We start from the raw sequence: 16224 nt of genomic DNA, 5'->3' as shown, positions 1-16224 counted from the left end.
GAATTATATTATTTAATGATAAAATCATTGATAAATCTTGATATTACAATGTTTAATAAAATTAGAATAAATGTTTATTCGATATATAATAGGGTATATATTTACCAACATAATCTTAACACATTTGTGATAAAATTATGTATAAATGACAAGAAGAATTAGGAGGAAAACCATGAATAAAAAGTTATTGCTAGCAGGTCTATGCATATCTTTTGCTATATCGCCTGCACTTGTAGCAGAAGCTAATGATAATGCAGAAGTAAGTGCAGTAAGCACAGAAGCACCAGAAAATATGCCTATAGATAAGATTCCAGAAGATTCTATGAATAGAATATTTGTTGTAAAGGAAATTAACGAAGAAGGTACAAGTGCTGTACTTTATGAAGAAGGAAATGAAAAAAGTGAATATGTACTAGACTTAGGTCAATTCCGTGACGATGATGTAAAAGTAAATAACCGTTACAAGATTTATTGGAATGGGGTTGCTTTCACATCATTCCCAGCAAAATTTGGTCATATCTACAGGGTAGAAAAACTTGAACCTTTAGATGAAGAAGATAAATTTGAAAATATGCCAATTGACAAATTACCAGCAGATCATGAATCCATGGAGTTTGAACTATTAGAAATTAACAAAGACGATGAAAAGCCTATGGCTACTCTTGCAGAAGTTGGCAATCCAGATAATAAGTATGTAATAAAGCTTGACATGTTGCTAGATAAATATGCTGGAGTTGGCGATATTTATAAGATATACTGGGATGGAATTTCATTAAAATCTTACCCAGCTCAATTTGGAAAAATCTATAGGGTTGAAAAAGTAAAACTAACCCATTATGACGACTCCGAAATGAAAAAACTTGCTATTTCTATGTTTGATGCCCTAGTACAAAACCAGGCTACTTCAATTTTGCTAGAACAAAGTCCAAAAACCATTGCAAATATTAAACCATCGTTAGAAAAACTTATGGGCGAAACTAATGGACTAATGGAAGAAGCCTATAACGTGTTCTTAACTGATAAAGATAAAGCAGAAGGAAATAAAGTTACTGCTATATTTAAGATTATACAGTACAAATACGATAAAAAGCTTGAATCAATGAGTGATCAAGAGTTAGCAAAATCTATCTTCCAAAATATGATTATGACAAATGCAGGTAAGATGCTCCTAGAAAAAACACCGAAAACCGTAAAGAGCATAGAAAAAGAACTTAAAGAAAAAGTTGAAAGTTCAGAAAAACTTGTAGAAGATGCAATTAATACATTAAAATAGCAAAGAGTAAGTGCCTCAAATCTTAGATTTGTGGCATTTTTAATTAGCCTAATTATTATATATACTAACTTATTTTATAAGTTATATCATGTTTAATAATATCAAATATATAAGGTATAGTGAAATACAAGCATAAAATATAATTAAATCTAGTTTGACTTATAATTATTTCCTATATAATGATTATATAGAAATTACTGTTTAGAAGAAAGAAATGTTTATGATTATAAATAATTACGACTTTATTGGATCTGATTTAAGAAAAATTAGAGAAGAAAAAGGTATTACTAGAAAACAAATAGCAGATGCAATGTTTATTTCTGAGGAAACAATCAGGAGAATTGAAAAAGGCGAAAACGACCCAAGGCTTTCTACCCTACTTCCTATATGTGAGTATCTGGGCATTGACCTTAGAGATATTATAAACCATCAACAAGCTTTATACCAGGATATGGTAAAACTAAGGAAAGATATAAACTATCTTGTAAACAATTCTTCTATAGAAAAAGCAAAAGATTTGATGCAATCTTTTGATGCTATGGAATTTAAGGCAAATTTAAATTACGAAAAAGAACTTTTTGCAACTAAACATTATTTTAATGGTATTTTGACCTTAAAGAATAATGAAGTTTGTAGTAATTCAGCAGATGAATTTGAGCTAGCCATGGCTGATATGAATACTAAGTTTAAAATTAACAAGTTTAAAGATTACAAGTATGATGAGTTTTCATTAAGGATACTCTTGGCATTGGCTATTAGTGAGTATAAGAAGGGTAATTTTGACTTGTATAGGGATATGATGCTTGAAATAGAAATATACCTAGATCCTAATATGGACAACTATTATATTTTTGCTTATAATCTTGCCACTACATATCTAAGAACAGGTAATAACAAACAATCTTTGAAAATCTGCGATATAGCTATAGCAAATGCTAAAAATATTAAAGAAACATATTATCTTAATATGATATATTATTTGAAAGGTGTTAATCATATAGATATTGATCAGATTAAGGAAGCAAAAGAGAGTTTTAATTATTGTCTTGCACTTACAAATATATTTTCTGAAAAATCTCTATATAATAGTATTTCCAAGCAAGTAAACGTTATGATTAGCAACCATAAATAATATGATTCATAATCAAACACACAAATGTGTATTTAATTTTTCTGTTAAGGTTGGTATTATATAACTATCAAGGAGGTAGACATATGAAATTTAAAAAAGCTTTTATTTTTGCAATATTATTATCTCTAGCTGCACATTTTGGAGCAAAGGATACTAAGGTTGCCATTAATACAGAATGGGATGATTATCTAATCGATCAATTTTATGTAATTGAAGATGTAGAAAACGTATAGAAAAGAATTTATCATAGACATTGGTTAGAAAAAAACAGGGTAGAACAATCGAATAAATACGCCAATATTCCAAATCGATTATTTTACCCACTGCAAAAGTAAAAAAAGTTTACTTGTTTACCTCCTTATTATAATATAAAAAGTTAAATTAGTAAACTTTTATTAAAAATAAAGGAGTAATTATGAAAAACAACAAACTATTTATAGGGATGCTTTCAGTCACACTACTTGCTAATACAATAGCACCTGCTAGCCACAAAGCCTTAAATATAAATCCACTTAAATTAAGTGTAGTATATGCAGACAAAGAAAATGATAGCGAAAAAGATGATGTAACATCTAAGTTAGATTACCTAGGTGATTTGATTAAGGGTATTGAAAATATAGCAGGTGGCTTAACAGGAAACCAACTAGATTGGCTAAAAGCAATAAAAAACGCTTATGACTTGACATCTAAGATTCTAAAAAACGGTCTAGTAAGCGCATCTGAAATCAGAACAAAACTTATCCCTAGAATTGACCTACTAATAAATGTTGCAGAAACTATAACAGCTGATGCCACAGAATTAGTTGATAGCCAACAACAAGCTCATGTTATAGTTGGTTTTTCTGTAACTCATGCTTTACTAAAAGCTCTTGATTTATTTGAAGGTCCTGAAGGATTAAACAAAGCTTCTGATGACTTGAAAGCTTCATTAGAAAAAGCTCGTCAAGTTCCTAAGCTAACTGATGATTCCAAGAGAACTCACTATACCTTAGAAAAACTTGATAGAGCAATTAGCAATGCCAAATCAATTAGAAACAAGGAATTAAAGTATAAACTAGATCCAAATAAACTTGCTGAAGTAGATATGACTATCAAAAAAGCAGTAGATGTCAGAAGAAATGGTCAAGCCACAGTAAGTGAAGTTAACTCTATAACAGATGAATTAAATAAGCTAATAGACGAAGCTTATAAGTCTATACCAGAAGGAGAAAGAACAGCAAATAAGCTTACAAAAGCTCCTCTTGCAAAAGACATACAAGTTGCAAAAAACTTGCGTGATTTCAAATTAAAAGGAAATGTTGAGTCATCTGTTATAAAAGAACTAAATAGAGCAATCACAAAAGCAAATAGAGTATTAAACGATAGCAAAACTACCGTAAATCAAGCAAATGCTGCTGATGAAGATATACTTGCTGCAATGAAAACAGCAGAAGATGCTCTAGTAGCAGAAGAGACACCTAGCGAAGTTGTCGAAGAAGAAATTAGTGAAGAAGAAGTTAGCGAAGAGACAAGTGATGAAATAGAAGCTGATGATGAGAGTGAAGAAGCATCTATTGATGAAAGTTTAAGTGAAGAAGAAAACCTAGTAGAAGAGAATATAGAAACTGAAACTATTGAAGAAATAGACGAATAATAAATAAGAAAATGACCGCCTAGGATTTTTTTAAGGAAAAAAGTAGGAGGTCATTTTATTTTTTTACCTTAACACAGTCTTAACAAGCCTCGTGTTATTATTGGTATAGATTAAGGAGGGTATTATGAAGAAAAAATTAATACTAACAACAAGTTTAGCTCTTGCCTTGGCAATTACAAATATTGGTCAAGTTAGAGCAGATGATTTAAAAGATGAAATGAAAGATGAAAACAAAATTGAAGAAGTAATGGATGAAAAGGATGAAAAAGTCACAGAATCTTATATTGTAAAAGAAATCAAGGATGACTATGTAATCCTTAACAAAAAAGGCTATGAAGATGACCTTTACCAAGTAGAAAAAAGTGCATTTGAGAAAATGGATCTTGAAGCTGGCAAAGAATTTGAAATCACAAGTGATGGAATAATATTAAAATCAAATCCAGCTCAATTTGGCAAAATTTATGAAATCAAAGAAGCAGCAAAAGAAGAAGCTACAGAAGAAAAAGTTACTGACCAATTCCTAGTTAAAGAAATAAATGAAGAAGGGGTTACTGTAGAAAAAATTGGATCTGAATCTGAAAAATATATGGTTGAGAAAAAATATTTTGATGACGATATAAAAGTTGGCGATAAATATAAAATCACTCACAATGATATAGTTATGAATTCATATCCTGCACAATTTAACAAGATTTTTGATGTAGAAAAAATTGAAGAGTCCGTAAAAGAAACTGCAAGTATCACAAATATTTACAAGGTAAAAGAAGTAAATGAAAATGGAATTACCCTAGCTTACTATAGCAAAGAAGATGGATCTGAGCTAATGGAAGATAGTAGTGATTTGTACATGGTTGAAAAGAAAGAATTTAAAGATGATGTAAAAGTTGGTGATAAGTACAAAATCACACACTCAGATGAAATTCTTACAAGCGAACCAGCTCAATTTGCTAAAATCACCAAGATTGAAAAGATAGCAGAAACTAAAGCTACAGATGACAATAAAGAAAATAAGTCAAAAGACAATAAATCTAAAGACATGAAAACACCTGACAAAAAAGATACAACAAAAGATAAGAAGACTAGCGAAAATAGTAAAATGAATAAAGATAATAACAAAGAAAATAAAGATGGTAAAATGGCTGGCAAAAATCCTAAAACAGGAATTGTAAGTTCATTAGGACTTGTAAGCCTTCCACTGCTTTCAGCAGTTGCACTTTGGAAAAGTAAAAAATAATAATAAATAAACCTCCAAATATATTATGTTATAAGCCCTCATTATCTACAGTTGATAATGAGGGCTCTTTGCTATCCAAAAAATTAAATTTCAATTTCCATAACTATTGGTGTATGGTCTTGCCTATCGCCAGAATCTATTATATCAGATCTTTTTACCTTATCTTTTATCCTATCTGATACAAGGAAATAGTCGATTCTCCAGCCTGAGTTGTTGATTTTGCTTGTTTTTACCCTTTGGGCCCACCAAGTGTACTTTCCTTCTACATCGCCATTGATGTGGCGAAAAGTATCTACAAATCCTCTATTTAATAGATTAGTGAAGCCCTCACGTTCTTCATCGGTAAAGCCAGCAGACATATGGTTATTATCTGGGTGAGCAAGGTCGATTTCCTTATGAGCTACATTAAAATCTCCTGCCGATATAACTGGTTTTTCTTTGTCAAGCTTTGCTAGATAGTCAGCATATTTTTGATCCCAAACTTGGCGAAGTGGAAGTCTTACTAGTTCGTTTCCTGCATTTGGTGTGTAAACTTGGGTGAAGTAAAAGTCGTCAAATTCTAAGGTTACAATCCTACCTTCCAAATCCATTGGTTCTGGTGCATCTATAAATGGGAAGTTTGAGTTGACTTCTAAATCTTTTTTATATAAGGTCATACATCCTGCGTATGATTTCCTAGCTCCTTCAGAAGAATTGACATGAACGTAATTATATTCTGGGAAATATTCTTCTAATTTTTCTTTATGCTTTTTGCTAAGGCCCGTTTGTGGTAGTTTTGTTTCTTGCAAAGCAATTACATCAGGGTCTTCTTTTTTTATAGTTGCAAAAACATCACGTGTCATGTGAGCTCTATTAGAATCACTAGTTAGAGCTGCATTTAGTGAATCTATATTCCATGAAATAAATTTCAAATTAATCTCCTTTTTAATTTCTATCTTACTTTAACTATAAAATTTTTATCAATAAATGCAAGTTCATAGAGACTGCAAATTCGTAACAAATATGTAGAATTTTTTATAGTGGGTATAATAAGTATAAGAAAGACTTATGAGGAGGACATTATGAACAAAAAAATTTTTGTATTAGGCCTTAGCATGGCATTTGTTTTTTCAATTGGAAATAATGTCTACGCTAATAATACAAGTATAGAAAGTCAACAAGAAGAAAATCGTACATATGTTTATGAAGTTATTAAAGTAGGGGAAAAAAATGTAACTTTGCTTTATCAAGGAGAAATCAAAGACGACTCTATGATTATAGAAGAAGTCGATAAAAATACCAATCTTGACCTTGATAAAAAATATTTTGAAGATGATGTAAATATTCACGATATGTATCAAATTAAGAGCAAAGAACAACTTCATAATGTAGCTAAGGAAAATGTCAAAAAAGAAGACATTAGCCTTAAGGAAAAGTATATAAAACCGACAAATATGGCTAAAGAAGATTTGCCTAAAAATACAGAAAAATTAGATTTTGTAATAGAAAAGCTTGAAGGCGACAAAGAAAGTGGATTTGTTGCAACTATAGCTGAAGCTAATAATGAAGGTAATAAATATTCTATTAAGAGTGATGACTTGCGTGACGACAGTCCAAAAAAAGGTGATAAATACACTATTTATTGGGATGGGGTAACCTTAGAGTCATACCCTGCTCAATTTGGCAAGATATTTAGAGTGGAAAAATTGGCAAAAGAAGACCAAAAGAGTCTAGAATTTGAAATTGATGAGATTATAAATACTAAAGAAGAGAAGTCTGCCATAGTTTTTGAAAGTGGCAATAAGACCAATGTATTTTCAATCGACCTAGAAGATTTGAAAGATGAAAATGCAAAAGCTGGTGATAAATACGATATCACTTGGAATGGAATATCTACTAAATCAATTCCAGCTCAATTTGGCGAGATTTATGAAGTAAAGAAAACTTTTGATAATAAGGATAAAATTAAAGAAACAGCAGAATTTGAACTTGTTGATATCACTGATAGCAAGGGAGGCAAGGATGCTAATCTTAAAAAATCTGATTCTTTTGGTGGGATAAGCCTAGTAATGCTATCAGAACTAGAAGATGACAAGGCTAAAATAGGGGATAAGTATTTAATAACCTATACAAAAGATCAGCTGGGCCACATAGGTGTCATAGAAAAGGTCGAGAAAATCAAAAGTGAAAATGATACTGATGTAAAATTTGACGAACTTAAAAAGACAGTTGATCAAGCTGGGAGCATAGTGCTAGGTGATGGTACATTTACAAGAGAAAGTGCTGATAGATTCCAAAAAGCCTTTGAAAATGCCAAAGAGATCTTAGATAAAGCTGATGCGACCCAAGAAGAAGTTGATAAAGCAAGCAAAGAATTAAGAGGAGCTATGGATGGACTTAGCGAAAAAACGGGAGTTATAACTCGTCAATTTGTCCTAACAGAAATCGGAGAAAAAGCTGGTAAGTTTGCACGTCTTACAGACTCAGAATACAAGGACTTGGAATTTACAATAGACTTTGAGAGCTTGGCTGATCCTAATGCCAAAGTTGGCGATATTTACAATGTCACCATGGAAAATGTTGATCCAAATGAATCCCCTTATCAGATGGGTAAAGTAACAAAAATAGAAAAAGTCCCAAATTATGGAAGACTAATTGATGCAATAGAAAAAGCTAAAAAATCCTATGATAAAAACAAAACTTACACTAAAGAAAGTCTAGCAGCTTATAATAAAGCCTTTGAAACAGCTCAAGATATGATTTCAAAAAACTCACTGGATAGTCCGGAAAATGTTGACAAAGCAGCAAGCGAACTAGAAAAAGCAACAGAAGGCCTAAAAGAAGTCAAAAAAGAAGCAGACAAAAAGGATCCTGCCAAGGAAAATAAAAAAGCAAAAACTGTAAAAGGTTGGAATCCTAATACAGGCATTACTCCAGTAGCTCCACTACTTGGAATAATTGCAGGTGCAGGTTATTTATTAAAAAAGAAAAAATAGATAGAAATTGCGGGTGAGAAATTGCCCGTAATTTTTTTGCCAAAAAATATATGCTATAATAAAGTTATGATACTAGAAGCATTTGAAAACATCCGAGTTGATAAATACATCTCCGACGAATTTGAAGAAATTCCAAGGGAGAAAATAAAAGATTTTATCAAGGATAAAAAAATAAAAGTAAATAATAAAAATATCAAACCATCTTACAAATTAGTAATTGGTGATCAGATTGATATAGACGATGAGCTTTTTGAAGTTCCAGAGATACTAGCTGAGCCAATGGATATAAAAGTTGTCTATGAAAACGAAGACTATGCCATTATTGACAAGGACGAAAATGTCATAGTCCACCCAGCAGGATCTATCATTACCGGGACTTTGGTAAATGGCTTGCTCTACAAGTACGGCTATGATGGCCTATCTCACATTGGAGGAGATGATAGGCCTGGCATTGTTCATAGGCTCGATAAGGATACAACTGGCCTTATGGTTATTGCCAAAAACAATGAGACTTATAAGTATATGAAGGGACTTTTTGAAACAAGGCAAGTCTACAAGGAGTATCTGGCTATTGTCTTTGGAAATTTTGATCAAAAATCGGCTCGTATAGAAAATTTTATGGATAGGGATAAGAACAATCCTAGGAAGATGGCTGTTTGTCCTAGTGGAAGAAAGGCAATTAGTGAATATGAGGTCATAAAGGAAGTCGACGGGTATTCTCTAGTCAAAATCCACATCTTAACTGGTCGTACCCACCAAATTCGTGTTCATATGACCCATATCAACCACCCATTGCTGGGGGATCCTGTTTATGGCAATGTCAAGCACAAATTTAACCTTGATCACCAATTATTGCACTGTACAAGGCTTGGATTTACTGACCAAAATGGAGAATATGTCAGCTTTAGCGCGCCTGTCCACGCCAAATTTCAAAAATATCAAGATGTCTTAGGACTTGGAGATTAATATGTATTCAAAAACTATAACTTGCTCACTATTGGGACTTAATGGAAAAGCAATAGAAGTAGAAAGCGATATTACAACAGGTTTGCCAAACTTTCTAATAGTTGGCTTGCCAGACTCATCAATCAAAGAATCTAAGGAAAGAGTGAGGGTAGCAATCCTAAACTCTGGCTATAATTTCCCACCTGGTAGGATAACGGTAAACTTATCCCCAGCTGATCTTAAAAAAGAAGGAACCCAGCTGGACTTGCCAATAGCAATATCTCTATTATCTTCAATGGGGGTCATAACCTACCCTTATGACGATTATGTATTCTTGGGAGAGCTATCACTTGCAGGCAAAATCGTTCCAATAAGAGGCGCTCTAGCTATGATTATTTCTATGCGCGAGTTGGGATACAAGAAATTTATTATAGCAGAAGAAAACAAAGACGAATGTGCTATTATAAATGATGTAGATATTTTGCCTTTTGATAATCTAAATGACATAGTAAGCTTTCTAAATAAGGAAAAAGAAGTAAAAGCCTACAAATTAGATTTACATAAAATAGATGACCAAGTGACCTATGACCTAGATTTTTCTGACATAAAGGGCCAAGAGAGTCTAAAACGTGCCCTACAAATTGCAGCAGCTGGAGGTCACAATGTACTAATGATAGGTCCTCCAGGATCAGGCAAAACTTTTTCTGCCAAACATCTGCCAACTATATTGCCAGATATGAATTTTGATGAGAAGGTAGAAGTAACCAAGATATATTCTATAATGGGACTTTTGGACAAGGGACAGCTGGTAAATGAAAGACCATTTAGGTCTCCTCACCATAGTGCAAGCGAGGTGGCGCTCATAGGTGGAGGACATTCTATACCAAAACCTGGAGAAATATCCTTGGCTCATAGGGGAGTTTTGTTTTTGGATGAATTCCCTGAATTTAACAAAAAGACAATAGAAGCCTTGAGGGAACCCCTTGAAAATCGTGAGATAAATATTTCAAGAGCTCAAGCTTCCTTAAAGTATCCATCAGATTTCATATTAATTGCAGCTATGAACCCGTGCCCATGCGGTAACTTCGGCAATCCTCTCAAAGAGTGTACTTGTACACAAAATGAAATAAGAAGGTACCTAAACAAAATTTCCGCACCGATTTTGGATAGGATTGATATCCACATAGAGATTGCTCCAGTTAAATATGAGGATTTGAAGGATAAATCTCCATCAAAATCTTCTGCAGAACTTAAGGCAGAAGTTGTTAAGGCAAGAGTAATGCAAGATGAGCGCTACAAAAATGAAAAAATAAGATCAAATTCTGAGCTTTCTACTAATCAAATGAAAAAATATATCAAACTTAAGCCAGAAGTAGAAAAAGTAGCACAACTTGCCTTTAATAAATACAATTTTTCAGTAAGAAGCTTCAACAAGATCTTAAAAATGGCAAGGACTATAGCGGACCTTGATGGGAGCTTGGAAATAGAACAAAAACACATTCTAGAAGCAGTGAGATATAGGGCCCTAGATGATAAATATTGGACGGTATAAAATGCTTGATCAAAGAGAGATAATTTCAAATATAAATAAATTTGTATATGATCTTCTAGATTATGCCATATATCGCAAAGCAAGTGATATACATATAGAGCCTGAGGAGAGCTATGCTAGAATAAGAATAAGAATAGATGGCAAGCTTACAGAGATTTTGCACATCAATAAAGATAATTATGAAAAACTAGTTTCAAAAATAAAGCTTTTATCAAAAATGGACATTAGCGAACACAGGAGACCACAAGATGAGAGCCTGAAACTTGCTGGATTTGAAAATGTTGACTTCAGAGTATCTAGTATTGGTACAATCAATGGAGAAAAACTTGTAATCCGCATACTTTCAACAAGTGAATACCAAAAGAAAGCTAATCTCTTAGGATTTTCCAATTCTTCTAAGGAAATTTTGTATGAAGCCATGAAAAATAAATCTGGTATGATAATTTTTTCTGGGCCAACAGGTTCTGGGAAATCAACGTCTTTATATTCTTTACTTAATAGTCTAAACTCTGAAGCTGATAATATAGTGACAGTCGAAGATCCAGTGGAATACAATATTGAAGGGATCAATCAAATAAACATCAACGAAAAAATCGACTTCACCTTTGCCAAGGCCCTAAGGTCTATTCTAAGGCAGGACCCAGATATAATCATGGTGGGAGAAATAAGAGATTATGAAACAGCTCAAATAGCGATAAGAGCAGCAATAACAGGCCATCTAGTCCTCACAACACTTCATACAAACAACGCCTTATCCTCAATAATAAGGCTAAAGGATTTGGGTATAGAAAACTACCTCCTATCATCTGCAATTAATACAGTAGCTAGCCAAAGATTAGTTAGAAAGCTGTGTGATTGTAAAGTTGCCGATAAGATGACCGATGATGAATACAATATAGCAAAAAGATTTTTAGATATTGATAGAGAAAGCACAATCTATAGGCCCAATGGCTGCCCACATTGCAACGAAGGATATAAGGGCAGGGAGGCTTGCGAAGAAGTCTTTGTCATAGATGATAAATTCAGAGACCTAATCAGAAATGGGAAAATTGACCTAGTGAGTTTAAATAAATACGCCAAAGACAATGATTTTAAGTCCATGATAGCCAATGGCCTAGACAAGGTAATAGACGGAACAACTAGCTTTGAAGAGATAATTTCCGTAATGTATGACCAGATATGAATTATTTATTTGGATAGATAAGTAAAACCCCTCAGACATATTTAAGCTGAGGGGATTGCTTTTTTTAAAAATAAATATCTACCATAAATTCTTTTAAATATAAGGTTTTTTGATATAATAGAAGTATAAGATTAAGGAGAAATGCGATGTTTAAGAATATTAATAAAATATTAATTACTCTTACTTTTATTTTAATATTATCTTCTTGATCTAATAGTCAAAAATATACTAAAACTGATTTAGATCTAGTAAAAGAAGAGGCATATCAATATATAGATAATCTATCTAACATCCAAGATATAGATAAGAATTTAGCTAAAGGTTCAATTGATTTAGCTAATGATGAATCTGAAATAAATGAAGTTATTGATAAGTATGATGCTATGGATACACATAAATCAAATCTCATCAAGACTGAAGATCCACAAGAGCTTGCTGAGTTTAAGGAAGAAACCCTAAGTTTTATTGAAACTGAATTAACCGACTTTAAATGGCGTGGAGAGCTGATCAGGTATACTAAAGATTTAGATAACATACAGTAAATAAAAGATAAGTTTTCTATGTACGATAAACTTAAAAATTTGGAGAGATACATAAATGAATGATGTTTTAAATTTATAAAAAATAATAAACTACTGACTTTTACAATCATAATGCTGTTGCCGGGCTTTTGGTCATCTGGATTGTCTGGATTCCTATCATTTGGTTTTATTCTAACAATCCCATGGTATTTCAGATATAGAAGAAGATACAGGAAAGGACTGGTTGACAGCAAGGTTTACCAAAGAGGAATAGCTACATTAAGTATAGCAATTTTGATTGCATTTGGAAAAATCGACGCTCCTAGTGATGCTAATACTAAACCACTACAAGCTGTAAGTAGTGAACAAGTTGAAGCGTCAACTGATGAAGAATTAGAAGCAAGTCGTCTAGCCGAAGAAGAAGCCTCTAGGAAAAAAGAATAAGAGGAACGTAAGGCTAAAGAACTTGAAGAAAAGAAGACAAAAGAGGAACAAGCAGCTAAAGAGAAAGAACTTGCTGAACAAGAAGCTGATACTAGGAGATAAGATGAGCTAACTAAGGCTAAAGATGAAGCTATTGAAGATTTAACTGGTTTAGAATATCTATCAGCTAATGAACTAATTAAATTCACAGAAGAAATACATAAACAAAAATCTCCAGCTTTAGTTTTAGAAGTATTATCCAGAGCTAATATACAGAATAAAGAAAATGAAGAAATAGCTAATAAGGTTGATCCTAACGAATACTATCAGGTCGATACAGTAATGGGTGTTACTGATGGGGATACAATAACAGTTGGGATATATGGAAATAACTATAAGCTTAGATTTATTGGTGTAGATACTCTAGAGACAAATCATCCAAGTAAAGGAGTAGAGTTTTTTGGTAAGGAAGCACCAGCGTTTACTGAGACAAAATTAAACAATCAGAAAGTCTGGACTGAAAGAGATGTCTCAGAGACTGATAAATATGACAGACTTCTTAGATATGTTTGGTTAGAATTACCTGAAGATCCAGAGAATCCAACATACGAGGAAGTTAGTGATAAGACGATCAATGGTATTTTATGCAGAGATGGCTATGCTCAATCTAATACCTATACAACAGATGTAAAATATTCTGATTGGTTTGCTAAAATGGCAGCCGAAGCTAGGGATAAGGGTGTTGGTTTATGGAATGATAGTGAACGTTCTGCTTGGGAGGCTAATAATACACCAGTTGCGGTGGTTAACCAGTCAAACAATAATCAGGCAGTTGAACAACAATCTAACCAGCAATCACAAGCTCCAACAGGTGGTTGGGTTCAAACAACAGAACAGATTACTAATAGAGGAAAGACTTACACCGCAGATACAACTTGGGTTCCAGTTAAAGGTAATAGGAACTCTATGATTTATCACGCACCTGGACAAAGAGACTATAATAATATATCTAACGTATCTCCAGAAGAATATAATGAGTTTTCTATTTTCTTCGAAAAGTTAAACCCTCATCTTAAAGGAGACCAGAAAGAGGGATATTTTATAAATAACTACGTAGACATTATTGGTACAGAATTAGATATACTTAGATTTGCTCCAAAGAATGTTTTAAATGTAGAAATAAAAGGACAATATCCAAGAAAAAACAAGGAGATAGGCGAAGAAGAAATATTAAATCAGCTTATAAGATTTCGAAAAATTCTTTCTTTAATAAGTGAAAAAGTTTATTCTTATTCTTACTTATGTAATATAAATAAATTATATAAATTAGAGAATAATATACTTAGAGAATCAAATTTTTCTGAGCTAGTAGCTGATATAGATTATAGATACTTTAATATAAATCTGCTAGATAAATATATGGGCAAGAAGTTTCTTATATCGCATTACAGCAAATATGAGAAATTTATAGATCAGCAATACCATTTAAGTAACAGTCAACAATCAATAAAAAATTCAATTACTGAAACTTTCGATAATAGTCACATTATAATTACAGGTGGCCCAGGTAGTGGAAAGTCTATGTTAATGTTTGATTTAGCAAAACATTACATAGAAGAAGGTAAAAATGTTTTGGTTTTGTTTAGTGGATTTGTAATGAACTATAGCAAGCTACGTAATGTCTTTAAAGAATCAATAGGATTTGATTTCAAAGCTATTAGCGATGTTTCAGATAGAACAAGGAACTATTACATTAAGTATGATGCAATCAAAGATTATGATGTAATTTTGATTGATGAAACTCAAAGAACTTATTTGCCTCAAATTAGATATTTAATTAAGCTAAACTCAAAGAAAGTCTTATATTTCTTAGACCCTGATCAAGTAATTAGAAAACAAGAACTTGAAAATAAAATATTTGCAGAATTACAAGCTTCTAAGATTCCTTATAAAAAATTTCGCTTAAATGATAGTTTTAGGGTTGGAAGAGACAAAATCGATCTTATTAAAATTCTAGTAGGAAAGATGGATAAAAGAGCTAGAAAAAGTTTGACAAATAAAGGCTTTGTTAATGTTATTTATTTTGAAAACCAAGCCGAGGCTTTAGATTATATTTATGTTAAATCAGATAGTGATAATTATCAAGTAATAAATACTACAGTTGATGAGAATAACGATGTTTTTTATGACAATATATTGTTATACCATGATCCAATGATTAACTATGAGCATATTACAAGTACATTTGGTCAGGAGTTCAGCAAGGTATTGGTATGTTTAGATGAGAATGTCTACTATGATAAGAACATACTACAGAATAAATTGATAAAGAATTATATAACTGAAAATCTATTTTATCAAGCTTTTACGAGGGCTTTAGACAAACTATTGTTAGTAGTAGTGAATAACCGTCCATTATATGATGAGATTATTAATAGAATAAGTCCATATTCAGAAGACTGAAAAATTTAAATTTCTATTATCTAAACCAAGTCAACTTCAAAGCCCATAAGTAAAACCGATTATCTTACTTAGGGGCTATAATTATTATATTTGATTTTCTAATTTTATATATCTCATTCGTTGCTTATAAATGAGAAACAATGATTAAATAGATAGTTCTTTCCAAAATTCTCTATTACTATTATTGATAAAATCAAAGAATTCATCATACAAGTCCATCTGGTAATCCACTTCTTTAGCTTCTTCGTATAGTGCATCACCACCTAATAAATGATACACGATATTTGAACCTTCATTTTCAAGAAGTACATAGACATAACCATCTATGATTCCTGCAATAATTGGTACTTTATTTAAATTTTTATGCTTATACCATGCTTTTAATGCTGGAGCTAAAAGTCCATTGATATTGAATCTTGCAAGATAATACTTATCGTCTAAAAAATTTACTTTTTCTTTAAAACTATTTTCATCTAATTCTGACAACTCTTTAAAAAACGTATGGGTACAAACTTTAGAAAAGGCTCGTTTGTATACATCTATCGGCATTTTAATTTCGATTTCAAGAAAGATATCTTGGTAAATGCAGAAACGATTATTATATGCATCGGTTTCTATTAACCTAAGTCTTTTTTCGTTATTAATTATATCCATAACATCCTTTAAAGACCATTTTTTGAGATTAAAATCATCATTAATCAAACCTGACCTAAACTTAAATTCATTTATCAGACTGTCAAGAACTTCAAACATTCCACCATAACGTGTTTGCATATTAATGTAATTAGATTTAAATTTATCTGTGAACTTCGGTTCCTTCCTTTCAAAATTTATCGTGAGTTTTTATTATACCCCAAGTACATAGTGTTATGCTATAATAAAGTAAAGAA

Annotated in this window: 14 protein-coding genes; 12 read left to right on the top strand and 2 right to left on the bottom strand. The window is 32.0% G+C overall.

Annotated features, from left to right (window positions below; translation table 11 throughout):
- Positions 1–172: 172 nt before the first annotated feature.
- The 5 genes from BQ7474_RS06620 (at position 173) to BQ7474_RS06605 (ending at position 5272) form a co-directional block, all read left to right on the top strand.
- Complete coding sequence (locus tag BQ7474_RS06620) at positions 173–1273, top strand: hypothetical protein (protein ID WP_073998143.1); 1101 nt, start codon at positions 173–175, stop codon at positions 1271–1273.
- A gap of 214 nt (positions 1274–1487) precedes the next feature.
- Complete coding sequence (locus tag BQ7474_RS06615; RefSeq protein ID WP_073998142.1) at positions 1488–2405, top strand: helix-turn-helix domain-containing protein; 918 nt, start codon at positions 1488–1490, stop codon at positions 2403–2405.
- Positions 2406–2488: 83 nt separating this feature from the next.
- Positions 2489–2638, top strand: coding sequence for a hypothetical protein (locus BQ7474_RS10615; protein ID WP_159429552.1), 150 nt, complete (start codon positions 2489–2491; stop codon positions 2636–2638).
- Positions 2639–2820: 182 nt separating this feature from the next.
- Positions 2821–4038, top strand: a complete 1218-nt coding sequence (locus BQ7474_RS06610) for a CAMP factor family pore-forming toxin (protein ID WP_073998141.1) — start codon at positions 2821–2823, stop codon at positions 4036–4038.
- Positions 4039–4162: 124 nt separating this feature from the next.
- Entirely contained in the window at positions 4163–5272 is a 1110-nt protein-coding gene (locus BQ7474_RS06605; protein ID WP_073998140.1) for a hypothetical protein, read from the top strand.
- Positions 5273–5355: 83 nt separating this feature from the next.
- Here BQ7474_RS06605 and BQ7474_RS06600 read toward each other — a convergent pair whose 3' ends face one another.
- On the bottom strand, positions 5356–6183 hold the full coding sequence (locus tag BQ7474_RS06600) for an exodeoxyribonuclease III (protein WP_073998139.1): 828 nt from the start codon (positions 6181–6183) through the stop codon (positions 5356–5358).
- A 150-nt stretch (positions 6184–6333) separates the two neighbouring features.
- On the opposite strand from BQ7474_RS06600, the gene BQ7474_RS06595 reads away from it, so the two are divergent.
- The 7 genes from BQ7474_RS06595 to BQ7474_RS06570 all read left to right on the top strand — a co-directional run bounded on the left by BQ7474_RS06595 (position 6334) and on the right by BQ7474_RS06570 (position 15334).
- Complete coding sequence (locus tag BQ7474_RS06595; protein ID WP_073998138.1) at positions 6334–8247, top strand: FIVAR domain-containing protein; 1914 nt, start codon at positions 6334–6336, stop codon at positions 8245–8247.
- Positions 8248–8313: 66 nt separating this feature from the next.
- A complete protein-coding gene (locus BQ7474_RS06590) occupies positions 8314–9213 on the top strand; it encodes an RluA family pseudouridine synthase (RefSeq protein WP_073998816.1) in 900 nt (299 codons plus the stop codon).
- A gap of 1 nt (position 9214) precedes the next feature.
- On the top strand, positions 9215–10744 hold the full coding sequence (locus BQ7474_RS06585; protein WP_073998137.1) for a YifB family Mg chelatase-like AAA ATPase: 1530 nt from the start codon (positions 9215–9217) through the stop codon (positions 10742–10744).
- 1 nt (position 10745) lies between these two features.
- Positions 10746–11927, top strand: coding sequence for a GspE/PulE family protein (locus BQ7474_RS06580; protein ID WP_073998136.1), 1182 nt, complete (start codon positions 10746–10748; stop codon positions 11925–11927).
- Positions 11928–12310: 383 nt separating this feature from the next.
- Positions 12311–12469 carry a hypothetical protein gene (locus BQ7474_RS10610; protein WP_159429551.1) on the top strand — a complete coding sequence of 53 codons (159 nt, stop codon included), beginning with the start codon at positions 12311–12313 and terminating at the stop codon, positions 12467–12469.
- Positions 12470–12610: 141 nt separating this feature from the next.
- The gene (locus BQ7474_RS06575) at positions 12611–12892 is read left to right on the top strand and encodes a hypothetical protein (protein WP_073998135.1); all 282 of its coding nucleotides are present in this window, start codon (positions 12611–12613) and stop codon (positions 12890–12892) included.
- Between the two features lie 321 nt (positions 12893–13213).
- Positions 13214–15334, top strand: coding sequence for a thermonuclease family protein (locus tag BQ7474_RS06570; RefSeq protein ID WP_073998134.1), 2121 nt, complete (start codon positions 13214–13216; stop codon positions 15332–15334).
- Between the two features lie 144 nt (positions 15335–15478).
- Here the strand turns inward: BQ7474_RS06570 and BQ7474_RS06565 are convergent, their stop codons facing one another.
- Positions 15479–16108, bottom strand: a complete 630-nt coding sequence (locus BQ7474_RS06565) for a hypothetical protein (RefSeq protein ID WP_143179990.1) — start codon at positions 16106–16108, stop codon at positions 15479–15481.
- Positions 16109–16224 lie beyond the last annotated feature (116 nt).

This window comes from Anaerococcus urinomassiliensis, assembly GCF_900128425.1.
Classification (GTDB): domain Bacteria; phylum Bacillota; class Clostridia; order Tissierellales; family Peptoniphilaceae; genus Anaerococcus; species Anaerococcus urinomassiliensis.
The sequence above is the reverse complement of the archived record's forward strand: the minus strand, read 5'-3'. Positions and strand labels throughout refer to the sequence as shown.